Origin of the sequence: Streptomyces sp. NPDC088706 (genome assembly GCF_044752765.1) — a bacterium.
Lineage (GTDB): Bacteria > Actinomycetota > Actinomycetes > Streptomycetales > Streptomycetaceae > Streptomyces.
Genome location: NZ_JBIVLW010000001.1, coordinates 43,125 through 54,612, shown reverse-complemented (window position 1 = coordinate 54,612; position 11,488 = coordinate 43,125). Strand labels below are relative to the sequence as shown.

The 11,488-nt window shown below is 72.8% G+C and carries 11 protein-coding genes and 1 riboswitch; of the genes, 6 read left to right on the top strand and 5 right to left on the bottom strand.

All coding sequences use genetic code 11. The features are described 5' to 3' along the window. Positions 1-34 precede the first annotated feature (34 nt). From ACIQAK_RS00290 to ACIQAK_RS00280, 3 genes are all read right to left on the bottom strand, one after another. Positions 35-1,000, bottom strand: a complete 966-nt coding sequence (locus tag ACIQAK_RS00290) for a cobalamin biosynthesis protein (protein WP_366388529.1) — start codon at positions 998-1,000, stop codon at positions 35-37. A 106-nt stretch (positions 1,001-1,106) separates the two neighbouring features. After that, positions 1,107-1,308, bottom strand: a riboswitch (cobalamin riboswitch). Between the two features lie 101 nt (positions 1,309-1,409). Then, positions 1,410-1,640, bottom strand: coding sequence for a hypothetical protein (locus ACIQAK_RS00285; RefSeq protein ID WP_366388530.1), 231 nt, complete (start codon positions 1,638-1,640; stop codon positions 1,410-1,412). Between the two features lie 12 nt (positions 1,641-1,652). Next, entirely contained in the window at positions 1,653-2,909 is a 1,257-nt protein-coding gene (locus ACIQAK_RS00280; protein ID WP_366388531.1) for an inorganic phosphate transporter, read from the bottom strand. Positions 2,910-3,185: 276 nt separating this feature from the next. Between ACIQAK_RS00280 and ACIQAK_RS00275 the strand changes: the two genes are divergently transcribed. From ACIQAK_RS00275 to ACIQAK_RS00265, 3 genes are all read left to right on the top strand, one after another. Then, a complete protein-coding gene (locus tag ACIQAK_RS00275; RefSeq protein WP_366388532.1) occupies positions 3,186-3,845 on the top strand; it encodes a class II aldolase/adducin family protein in 660 nt (219 codons plus the stop codon). A gap of 133 nt (positions 3,846-3,978) precedes the next feature. After that, complete coding sequence (locus ACIQAK_RS00270) at positions 3,979-5,106, top strand: alpha/beta fold hydrolase (RefSeq protein WP_366388533.1); 1,128 nt, start codon at positions 3,979-3,981, stop codon at positions 5,104-5,106. 185 nt (positions 5,107-5,291) lie between these two features. After that, positions 5,292-6,617: a hypothetical protein gene (locus tag ACIQAK_RS00265; RefSeq protein WP_366388619.1), complete on the top strand. Its 1,326-nt coding sequence runs from the start codon at positions 5,292-5,294 to the stop codon at positions 6,615-6,617. 146 nt (positions 6,618-6,763) lie between these two features. Here ACIQAK_RS00265 and ACIQAK_RS00260 read toward each other — a convergent pair whose 3' ends face one another. Together ACIQAK_RS00260 and ACIQAK_RS00255 are read right to left on the bottom strand one after the other, a co-directional pair. Then, a complete protein-coding gene (locus ACIQAK_RS00260; protein ID WP_366388534.1) occupies positions 6,764-7,177 on the bottom strand; it encodes a VOC family protein in 414 nt (137 codons plus the stop codon). 110 nt (positions 7,178-7,287) lie between these two features. Then, on the bottom strand, positions 7,288-8,178 hold the full coding sequence (locus ACIQAK_RS00255) for a neutral zinc metallopeptidase (RefSeq protein WP_366388535.1): 891 nt from the start codon (positions 8,176-8,178) through the stop codon (positions 7,288-7,290). Positions 8,179-8,383: 205 nt separating this feature from the next. On the opposite strand from ACIQAK_RS00255, the gene ACIQAK_RS00250 reads away from it, so the two are divergent. The 3 genes from ACIQAK_RS00250 (at position 8,384) to ACIQAK_RS00240 (ending at position 11,456) form a co-directional block, all read left to right on the top strand. Next, positions 8,384-9,982 carry an ABC-F family ATP-binding cassette domain-containing protein gene (locus ACIQAK_RS00250; RefSeq protein ID WP_366388536.1) on the top strand — a complete coding sequence of 533 codons (1,599 nt, stop codon included), beginning with the start codon at positions 8,384-8,386 and terminating at the stop codon, positions 9,980-9,982. 321 nt (positions 9,983-10,303) lie between these two features. After that, positions 10,304-10,525: a helix-turn-helix domain-containing protein gene (locus ACIQAK_RS00245; RefSeq protein ID WP_006123601.1), complete on the top strand. Its 222-nt coding sequence runs from the start codon at positions 10,304-10,306 to the stop codon at positions 10,523-10,525. Positions 10,526-10,664: 139 nt separating this feature from the next. Then, positions 10,665-11,456 (top strand): enoyl-CoA hydratase/isomerase family protein, encoded by a 792-nt coding sequence (locus ACIQAK_RS00240; RefSeq protein WP_366388537.1) that lies wholly within the window; start codon positions 10,665-10,667, stop codon positions 11,454-11,456. Positions 11,457-11,488: the final 32 nt, after the last annotated feature.

Sequence of the window (11,488 nt, the reverse complement as noted above, 5' to 3'; positions counted from 1 at the left end):
TCCCCGTCCCGTTCGGCGTTCCGTGCCGGACCGTTCATGACCGTCCCCGCCTCCGTCCCGCGACCAGGTGGCCCGCGACCGTCCGGCCCACCACGCACACGCCGAGGGCCAGCGCACCCACCCGGCGCGACAGCCGCACCGCGCGTTCGATGTCCGCGCTCCGCACCTCGCGCCCGGACCGCCCGTTCAGCACCGGCCGGTGCTCGACGCGCCCCGCGTACGCCAGCGTCCCGCCGAGCCGTACGCCGAGCGCTCCCGCGAACGCGGCCTCCACCGGTCCCGCGTTCGGGCTCGGATGGCGCCCCGAGTCCGCCTTCCAGGCGCGTACGGCCTCCCGGGGCCGCCCGCCGCCCACCACGGCCAGCGCGGCCGTCAGCCGGGCACCGGGCCACCCCGCGAGATCGTCCAGGCGCGCCGAGGCCCAGCCGTAGCGGCGGTAGCGGGGCGACCTGTGACCGACCATCGCGTCGAGCGTGTTCACGGCCCGGAACCCGACGAGTCCCGGCACGCCGCCGATCGCCCCCCACACCAGCGCGCCGACGACGGCGTCCGAGGTGTTCTCGGCGACCGACTCCACGACGGCACGGGCGATCTGCGGCCCGTCCAGGCAGTGCGGATCGCGCCCGCACAGGTGCGGCAGCCGCTCCCGGGCCACCTCCAGGTCCCCGGCGGCCAGCGCGCCCCCGATGGCGCGGGCCTCCCGGCCCAGCGACGTACCCCCGACGACCGACCAGGTGGTGGCGGCGGTCAGCGCGACGGCGAGCCCGGGGCGGCCCCGTACGGCGCGGGCGGCCAGCGCGGCGGCCCCCACGGCGCCTCCGGCGCAGAGCAGGGTGTGCAGCGCGCCCCGGGCCCGGTCGTCACGCCACAGCAGCGACTCCACCCGCGCGGCGGCCCGGCCGAAACCGGCGACGGGGTGACCCCGCCGAGGGTCGCCGAGAGCCGCGTCGGCGATCAGCCCGGCGGTGGCGCCGTACGCGAAGACGCGATCGACACGCACGGGTCAGGCCGTCGTGGATCGGGAGGTTCCGGTGTGCGGGGGCAACGGATGCGGCGCTCGGCGGCCAGGCATGGCGTTAAGTCCTTAACTCAGGGTCCGCGCCCTGGTTCGACGTGACCGGCGACGAGAGTCTCCTGGCTTCCGGATCCGCAGTTCCCCCGGCCTTCCAGCCCGTGTGGTGAGGGCCGTGACATCCGGTGTGGGGGAGTGCTCCCCGGTGACAGTGGCGGGACCGCGCCGGATTCGCACCGGCTTCCTCTTCTGTCGCCGTGAATGGCTCCGGCAGTCCACCACGCTGCGAGAACAACCGTCAACTTGCTGTTGACCTGCGGGGGGCCGGTGTGCGCAGACGCACATCGGGCCGGACACACGGTGGTGTGTCCGGCCCGGGGGAGTGCGCTGGGGCGCGTCAGGCGACGATCAGATAGATCCCGTACGCGACCGCCGCCACGCAGGCCGCGAAGCAGGCGTACGCGCTGGTGCGCGCCAGCACGGCCGAACCGCCGACGGCGCCGCCGGCGGCCGGGGCCGACAGCTTGGAGAGGGCGACGATGCCCAGGGTGAAGACGCCGACCAGTGCGACGGTGACCACGAGACTGACACCGAAGACGGAGGCGAGAGCTGCCCAGTCGATTTTCATACGGATCTGTCCTTACACCGTGGCCGAGGGCCGCGCCGTGTCGTCCGGCGCTGCGGCCGGAGCCGGGATGGTGGTCATGAGGTCGGGGTGGGAGCCGATGGGCGGCGGCTGGACCGCGGCGATGGCCGTGGTGACGATGCCCTGGGGCTCGTCGCTGTCCGTGTCGTTGACGTTGGTGTGGTCGACCGGCTGGCGGCGCGAGGCCAGCCAGATGGCGAAGGAGCCACCGACCAGCAGGATCGCGGTGACGGTGATGCCCCACGGGCCCTGCTTGGTGAGGAACTCGGCACCCGCGCCGACCAGACCCGCGGCCGGGAGCGTCAGGCCCCAGGCGACGAACATCCGGGTGGCGGTGGACCAGCGGACCACCCCGCCCTTGCGGCCGAGGCCCGCGCCCATCACGGCACCCGAGCAGGACTGGGTGGTGGAGAGCGAGAAGCCGAGGTGCGAGGAGGCCAGGATGACGGTCGCCGCGCTGGTCTGGGCGGCGAAGCCCTGCGGCGGCTTCAGGTCGGTGAGGCCCTTGCCCATGGTGCGGATGATGCGCCAGCCACCGAGGTAGGTGCCGAGCGCGATGGCCACACCGGCGGAGACGATGACCCACATCGGCGGGTTGGAGCCGGGGGCCAGGACGCCGCCGGTGACCAGGGCCAGGGTGATGATGCCCATCGTCTTCTGGGCGTCGTTGGTGCCGTGGGCGAGCGAGACGAGACCGGCCGAGGCGATCTGTCCGGCCCGGTAGCCCTTGGCCGTCGACTTGAGCTGGTTCTCGTCGGTGACGTTCCGGTTGATCCGGTACGTCAGCTTCGTGGCCAGCATCGCGGCGAGACCGGCGACCAGCGGGGCGGCGATCGCGGGGAGCAGCACCTTGGTGACGACGGTGCCCCCGTTGATCGAGGACCAGCCGGCCGACATGACGGCGGCGCCGATCAGACCGCCGAACAGGGCGTGGGAGGAGCTGGAGGGCAGGCCGACCAGCCAGGTCAGCAGATTCCACAGGATGGCGCCGACGAGCGCCGCGAAGATGACCTCGGTTCTGAGGCCGTTCTCGTTGACGATCCCGCCGGAGATCGTCTTGGCGACCTCCACCGACAGGAACGCGCCGATGAGGTTGAGAACGGCGGACATGGCCACCGCTGTCTTGGGCTTCAGTGCGCCGGTCGAGATGGTGGTGGCCATCGCGTTGGCGGTGTCGTGGAAACCGTTCGTGAAATCGAACACGAGAGCTGTTACGACCACAATCGCAAGCAGCAGCGTGATGTGTTCCATTTACCCAGGCAATCGTTCGACGTCAGTGGCACATGGACCGTAGGCAACCTGAGTGAACGGAAGATGAACTGAGCGGGGCGCTGTGGTGACCCCAACCGGCAGGTGGTGGTTCCGCTTGTGTGCGGCAGGGGCTGTGGGAGACCGGTGGGGCACCGGCTGGTCTGGTCTTTGCCCCTCATCGGTGAAGTTCTTGACCGGCGGTCCCGGGCCGGAAGAGATCCCCGTCACTCGGGTGATGGCGTTCCGGTTCCGTGCCTCCGGCCCTACGCTCGCCCCATGAGCGAGCAGCAGCCGGAATCCGTCGCCCGGGCCTGGCGGCAGGTGGTCGGCGCCGCCCGCCGCAGCGCCGCCGACGGGCTGGTCGTCGGCACCTCCGGCAATGTGTCGGCCCGCGTCGGAGACCTGGTCCTGGTGACCCCCAGCGGGGTGCCCTACGACCGGCTCGGACCGCGGGACGCGGTCGGGGTCGACCTGGCGGGGCGGCAGGTCCTCGGGGACCTCGGGCCGACCAGCGAACTCCCCCTCCACCTCGCGGTCTACCGGGAGACCGGCGCCGCCGCCGTGGTCCACACCCACGCGGTGCACGCCACCGCCGTCTCCACCCTCGTCACCGAGGTGCCCCTCGTGCACTACGCGGCCGCGATCCTCGGCGGCCCCGTCCGCACCGCCCCCTACGCCCGCTACGGCACCCCCGAACTGGCCGACGCCATGCTCACCGCCCTCCGCGACCGCACCGGCTGCCTGCTCGCCAACCACGGCACCGTCACCTACGGCTCCACCCTCGACCAGGCGTACGAGCGCACCGCCCAGCTGGAGTGGCTCTGCCGGCTCTGGCTCACCGCGAGCGCCCTGCCGGGGCGCAGCCCGGCCCTGCTCACCGAAGCCCAGCTGGCCGAGGTGGCCGACGCGCTCCAGGGGTACGGGCAGCCGGAGTGAGGGACCCGGGTCCGGGCCCCCGCCGGCCCGGCCGCACCGGACGGCCCCGCCCACCGGCACCGCCCGCCGGCCCGGCCGCACCGGACGGCCCCGCCCACTGGCACCGCGCCGCCCGCCCCACCACACTGGAGCGGTGCGCCCGGCAACTGCGACGGCAACGGCCGTCACCACCTTCCTCGGCGCCGGTGCGGCAGCGGTCGCGGCCGGCCGGTACGCCAGCGACGCCGCCCTCAAGGCGGCGCCAGGACGTCCCCTCCCCACCGACCGCAGACTCACCGTGCACGCCACGGCGATCGAGCGGATCACCCTGACCCGCTCCCTCACCGCGCTCCGCCCCGGTACGTACGGGATCGAGGGCCCCGGCGTGCACGCCGTGGTCGGCCCCGTCGTCGAGGGGGCCGAATCCACCGCCGACACCGTCGTCCGCCGACTGGAGCGGGTCACCCGCGGCCTGCTCGAACCCGGCATGAAGGTCCGCCTCACCCCCGAGCTGTACCGCGGCGACCCCGGCAGCGCCCTCGGCCTGGAGTACCGCGAGGTCGAGATCCCCGGCGAGCTCGGCGGACTGCCCGCCTGGTGGGTGCCCGGCGAGCGCGACACCTGGGCCATCACCGCCCACGGCCTGGGCACCACCCGGGAACACCCCATGAACGTGATGGACTTCCTGGCCGGCCGGCGGATCCCCGTGCTGGACATCGCCTACCGGGGCGACGCCGGAGCCCCCCGCCCCGCCGACGGCCTCGGCCACCTCGGCGCCTCCGAGTGGCGCGACCTGGACGCCGCCATCCGCTACGCCGTGCGCTACGGCGCCCGGAACGTGATCCTGTACGGCTGGTCCACCGGCGCCTCCATGGCCCTGCACGCAGCGGTCAACTCCCCGCTGCGCGACCGCGTCAGCGGCCTCGTCCTGGACTCCCCGGTCATGGACTGGCAGACCACCCTGCGCGCCCTGGCGGCCGCCCGAGGCGTCCCCGCCGCCCTGCTGCCGCTGGCCGTCCGCGCCGCCCAGGGCAGGACCGGGATGATCTCGGCCCCGCTCCTGGACACCTCCCTGCCCGACGCGCTGCCCACCCCGACACTGATCCTGCACGGCCCGGACGACACCATCGCCCCCTGGGGCCCGTCCCGGGAGCTCGCCGCCCGTCGCCCGGACCTGGTCAGCCTCCACACCGTGCGGCAGGCTCCGCATGCGTCGATGTGGAACGCCGATCCCGGCCGCTACGAGGAGACCCTCAGACGCTTCCTCACGCCCCTGATGTGAGGCGATGCGGCGATCGAGCCCTCCGGTCACCGCACCCCCGGTAACCCCGGGGGTGCCGGTGAAACGCCTTCCGTTTGGGCTTTCGGGCCGTCAGAGGCAAGACTGCTCCCGTGACGTCCCGTACCCCGCGCGACTCCAGGCTGCGACTTGTCCGCCCGCGACCCCTCGCCACCGCCCGCAGGGCGGTGTCCACCCGGCGCACCCGGCCGGCCCCCCGGCCCCCCGAGGGCACCCCACCCCGCACGGAACTGGCCCGCCAGGCCAGGGCGGTCCTCGCCGACGCCGTGCGCATCGCCCACTGGGCGGCCGGCGCCCCCGGCAGCGCCGCACCGCTCGCCACCCAGGCCCTCGAACGGGCCGCGACGGCCCTGGAGATCTCCCCGGCACAGGTGCGTGCGGGCTGGGACCGGGCCCGGCTGGCCGGCCTCATCGAGCTGCACGGCGACACCGCCCGCCCCGGTTGGCGGCTGCGGGCCTGGGACCGGGACGACTCGGCCGTGCTGCGCGGCTGGGTGGCGCTCTTCGACGCCTGGTCGCTCGTCCACGCCGCGCCCGAGGGCATCGAGGCCGGGGCGGTCGCCGAAGCCGTCGAGGCCGTGCCCCAGGTGCTCTCCCTCCTCCAGCTCTCCGCCGGCCCGGTCCCCGTACCCGCCCTCCTGGACCTCCTCGCCCAGCGCATCGCCGAACTCCAGGAGGAGCGCTGCGAGGTGCCGTACGGGACGGGCCGGGCGGCCGGTCCGAGCGCTCCGCCCGACAGACGCCCCGCACCCGCACCGGACCGGAGCGCCGACCTCGACGCCCTGCTGCTCGACTGGGCCCTGGAGGGCCTCGCCGCGGTCGGCGCGCTGACCCTCGGCAAAGGCCACGCCACCCTCACCCCGCTCGGCAACTGGGCGGTCTGGGTCAAGCTGGAACAGATCTGCGTCGCCGCCCAGAGCCCCGCCGGGAACATCGAGCAGTCCGCCGCCGACATGCTGCTCGGCTGCGCCCGGCTCACCCCGGGGCCGGCCCGCGACGAATACCGGGCCTGGCTCGCCGCCCGTACGGTCGGCAGTGCCGTCGCCGAACTGCTCGCCGTCGCCCGGGGCGAGGACGCGCTCCTGCGGGGGCTGGCCTTCGAGGCGCTGCGGGTCGTCGGCGCCCCCGCCGAGCCCGAGGTCCGCGCCGTGGTCACCAACCCGTCGCTACGGCCCTACGCGCTGCTCTGGCTCGCCGAGTACGAGGGAGTGGACCCGGACGACGCGCAGGAGATCCTCAGCCGCGAGGAGGCCACCTGGCTCTGGGTCGACACCGCCGCCGCCGTCGCCGACCACGGGGAGACCGGCCTGCTGGTGCGCCACCTCGACTCCGCCGTCCAGGGCACCGTCCCGGCCCTGCTCGACGAGGTCAGGGCCGTCGGCCACCCGCGCACCGTCCAGGTCCTGGTCGCCCTGGCCGCCGCCCACCCGGACCCGGCCCTGGCCAAGGCGGTCCGCCGGGCCGCGTTCCAGGTCCACACCGGCGGGGCCTGAGACCCGCGCCCGCCGGGATCCGCCGGGCCGCGTTCCAGCTCCACACCGCCGGGGTCCGAGATCCGCGCCCGCCGGGATCCGCCGGGCCGCGTTCCAGCTCCACACCGCCGGGGTCCGAGCCCCTCCGCCACCGGGGGCCCCGCCGCTCAGCCGGCGGACCCCGGCATATACGTCCCGAAGCTCCACACGTTGCCCTCGGCGTCCCGGGCCATGTAGTCCCGTGAGCCGTAGTCCTGGTCCGTCGGCTCCATCAGGATCTCCACGCCGAAATCCCGGGCCCGGGCGAAGTGCTCGTCCACCTCGTCCACCACCACGTACACCCCCGCCGGGCCCGCGCCCGCCATCGCCCGGGCGAACACACCCTCCCTGCCCCTGGAGCCGAGCATCACCCTGCCGTTGCCGCAGGACAGCTCGGCGTGCAGCACGCTGCCGTTCTCGCCCTCGTAGACCGCTTCCTCGGTGAAGCCGAAGCCGCGCGTCAACGTCGTGATCGCTGCCTTCGCGTCGTCGTACAGCACTGTCGGATAGATCGTCGGAACACCCTGTGCCACGCCCGCCATCACCCTCACCTCTCCTGATGTGATCTGCGTCTCAGTCTTCCACCGGGCACTGACAATGCCCTCCTGGAACGGGTCTCCGCAGGTCAGGGGTAGGTCACAGGCGGCCCGGCTCAGGCGAAGGTGTCGCACTGCCCCATGTCGCCGCTGCGGAACCCCGTGGAGAACCACTGCTGCCGCTGCGCGGACGAACCGTGCGTCCAGGACTCCGGGGTGACCCGGCCCTGGAACCGCTCCTGGATGCGGTCGTCCCCGACCGCCGCCGCCGCGTCCAGGCCGTCCCGGATGTCCGCCCGGGTCAGCTCCGTGATCAGCGGCCGGCCCGTCGACTCGTCCGGCGTCGTCGTCGCGTGGTGCGCCCAGACCCCGGCGTAGCAGTCGGCCTGCAGCTCCACCTTCACCGCGTTGCTGTCCGCCCCCTGCCGCCCGTCCTGCGACCGGCCCAGCGTGCCCATCTGGTTCTGCACGTGGTGGCCGTACTCGTGCGCCACGACGTATGCCTGGGCGAACGGACCGCCGCTGGAGCCGAACTTCGTCCGCAGCTCGTCGAAGAAGCCGAGGTCCAGATAGACCTTCCGGTCACCGGGGCAGTAGAACGGCCCCACCGCCGAGGTCGCCGCCCCGCAGGCGGTGCCGACCCGCTCGCTGAACAGGACCGTCGGGGCGGCCCCGTAGCCGCCGCCCCGGCGCTGGAACTCCTGGCGCCAGAAGTCCTGCACGCTGTTGACCACCGCCACCGTCCGGCAGTCGTCCCGGCTGTTGGCGTCCTGGCCCTTCAGACAGCTCTCCTGCACCCGCGCCGCCGACGAGGAGGTGGCCGCGGGGTCCGAACCGTCCGACGAGAGGCCGAGCTGATCGGGGCCCACGCCGAACAGCAGCCCCAGGATCAGGGCGATCACCCCCACGACACCGCCGCCCACGGTGGCCCGCCCGCCGGGAATCCGGCTGCCGCGCACATCCTGGACCTCGGACGTGTCCAGATCGGCGTCGTCGTCGAACTGCACGGTCGCACCTCCGTCATCCTCGGGCCGGGGGGCCGGGTGCCCGCCCTGCGCCGAGTATCGGACGGCTACCCCCGGCGGGCGCGCGGAAAAGCAGTTGCACACCGCCAGTAGAATGGGGGCCATGGCCATTCTCCTTGCGCATTAGCGGCGTCGAGAGACCTCCGCCCTCGTCCCTCCGCCGTCCATATTGCCCTGGAGTTTTTCCGTGATCACCGCTTCCGGCATCGAGCTGCGTGCCGGCGCCCGCATCCTCATCGAGTCCGCCTCCTTCCGTATCGCCAAGGGCGACCGCATCGGCCTGGTCGGCCGCAACGGGGCGGGCAAGACCACCCTCACCAAGTGCCTGGCGGGCGAGGGCACCCCGGCGGGCGGCACCATCACCCGCTCCGGCGAGGTCGGCTACCTCCCGCAGGACCCCCGCACCGGCGACCTCGACGTCCTGGCCCGGGACCGCATCCTCTCCGCCCGCGGTCTCGACGAGATCCTGCGCAAGATGCACGAGAACGAGGACCGGATGGCGAACGGCAAGGGCGCCACCCGGGAGAAGGCGATGAAGAAGTACGAGCGCCTGGAGACGGAGTTCCTCACCAAGGGCGGTTACGCCGCCGAGGCCGAGGCCGCCACCATCGCCGCCGCGCTCAACCTGCCCGACCGGGTGCTCGGTCAGCCCCTGCACACGCTCTCCGGCGGTCAGCGCCGCCGTGTCGAGCTGGCCCGGATCCTCTTCTCGGACGCCGACACCCTGCTCCTGGACGAGCCGACCAACCACCTGGACGCCGACTCGATCGTCTGGCTGCGCGACTACCTGAAGTCCTACCGCGGCGGCTTCGTCGTGATCTCCCACGACGTCGACCTCGTCGAGACCGTGGTCAACAAGGTCTTCTACCTCGACGCCAACCGCTCGCAGATCGACGTCTACAACATGGGCTGGAGGCTCTACCAGCAGCAGCGCGAAGCGGACGAGAAGCGCCGCAAGCGTGAGCGCCAGAACGCCGAGAAGAAGGCCGCGGCCCTCAACTCGCAGGCCGACAAGATGCGCGCCAAGGCCACCAAGACCGTCGCCGCCCAGAACATGGCCAAGCGGGCCGACCGGCTGCTGGCGGGCCTGGAGGCCGTCCGGGTCTCGGACAAGGTCGCCAAGCTCCGCTTCCCCGAGCCCTCACCCTGCGGCAAGACCCCTCTGATGGCGGAGGGACTGTCGAAGTCGTACGGATCGCTGGAGATCTTCACCGACGTCGACCTCGCCATCGACAAGGGCTCCCGCGTCGTCATCCTCGGACTCAACGGGGCCGGCAAGACCACACTGCTGCGCCTGCTCGGCGGCGCGGAGAAGCCCGACACCGGCCAGGTCATCGAGGGCCACGGCCTCAAGCTCGGCTACTACGCCCAGGAGCACGAGACCCTCGACCCCGAGCGCACCGTCCTGGAGAACATGCGCTCCGCCGCGCCCGACCTGGACCTGGTCGAGGTCCGCAAGACGCTGGGCTCGTTCCTCTTCTCCGGCGACGACGTCGACAAGCCGGCCGGGGTGCTCTCCGGCGGCGAGAAGACCCGGCTCGCGCTCGCCACCCTGGTCGTCTCCTCCGCCAACGTGCTCCTGCTCGACGAGCCGACGAACAACCTCGACCCCGCCAGCCGAGAGGAGATCCTCGGCGCACTGCGCACCTACAAGGGCGCCGTCGTCCTCGTCACCCACGACGAGGGCGCGGTCGAGGCGCTCCAGCCGGAGCGCATCATCCTGCTCCCGGACGGTGTCGAGGACCTCTGGGGTGCCGACTACCGGGACCTCGTCGCCCTCGCCTGATCCCCCTCCGGATAGATCATTCGGCCTACGCGTGATCCACCATCTGCGTGAGGACGTCTCGTACCCCGGTGCTGAGCCCGGCGCTCACCCGCCGCCCGCCCCGTCCCGGGGGGCGACTCCTCGTACGGCTCTGACCTGCCGGTTCCTTCGCAGGTAGGCGCCGTACGCCCCGGTCGCCGCCCGGAATGCAGGATTCCGTATCGGTCGGAGCGCTCCCCGGTCCGGAATCCGGCCGTACCGACCTTGCCGAATGGGTGGCCAGGAAGCGCGGGAGGGGTGATCATGAGAGTCCAGAGCGCACTTCCCATAGAGGAGGCACGGGTGGCCGAGACTCTGAAGAAGGGCAGCCGGGTGACCGGCGCCGCGCGTGACAAGCTCGCGGCAGACCTGAAGAAGAAGTACGACTCCGGTGCGAGCATCAGGGCGCTGGCCGAGGAAACCGGCCGCTCCTACGGGTTCGTCCACCGGATGCTCAGTGAGTCCGGAGTGACGCTGCGAGGCCGCGGCGGAGCCACACGAGGCAAGAAGGCCGCTTCGGCCTGAGCCGCTCACCGGTGGGGCGGACCCCAGGGACTCATCGGAATTCGGGGTGGCCACCCGGCTGACCGCCAGGTCGTCCGGGTGGTTACTGTTCAGTCACTTAGTTTCTGAGTGCTGACTGCACCCGATCCGGAGGCGCCCCATGACCTCGCTCGACCCTGTGCTCGACAAGGACGGCGTACGGCTCACCGTCGAAGACGCGGTTGCCACGGTGACGCTCACCAACCCGGCCAAGCGCAACGCTCAGTCTCCCGCTCTGTGGCGGGCGTTGACCGAAGCCGGACGGGCGCTGCCCGGGGATGTCCGGGTCGTGGTGCTCCGCGGCGAGGGCAAGTCCTTCTCCGCGGGCCTCGACCGGCAGGCGTTCACCCCCGAGGGATTCGACGGCGAGCCGTCCTTCCTCGACATGGCACGCGGCCCGGAAGCCGAGCTCGACGCGACCATCGCCGAGTACCAGGAGGCGTTCACCTGGTGGCGCCGCAACGACCTCGTGTCGATCGCGACCGTCCAGGGCCACGCCATCGGCGCCGGCTTCCAGCTGGCCCTCGCCTGCGACCTGCGGATCGTCGCCGAAGACGTGCAGTTCGCCATGCGCGAGACCAGCCTCGGCCTCGTCCCCGACCTCACGGGCACCCACCCCCTGGTGAACCTCGTGGGGTACGCCCGTGCGCTCGAGATCTGCGCCACCGGACGGTTCGTGCACGCCGACGAGGCCGAGCGCACCGGCCTCGCCAATCTCGTGGTCCCCGCCGACCAGCTCGACGGGGCGGCCCGCGACCTGGCCGCCGCGCTGATCTCCGCCCCGCGCGACGCCGTCGTGGAGACCAAGGCCCTGCTCAGCGGCGCTGGTTCGCGTGACTACGAGGACCAGCGCATCGCCGAGCGGGCCGCCCAGGGCCGCAGGCTGCGCGATCTGGCGGGCATCACCGACTGAACCGACCGGACCGACTGAACCGGTCGGACCGA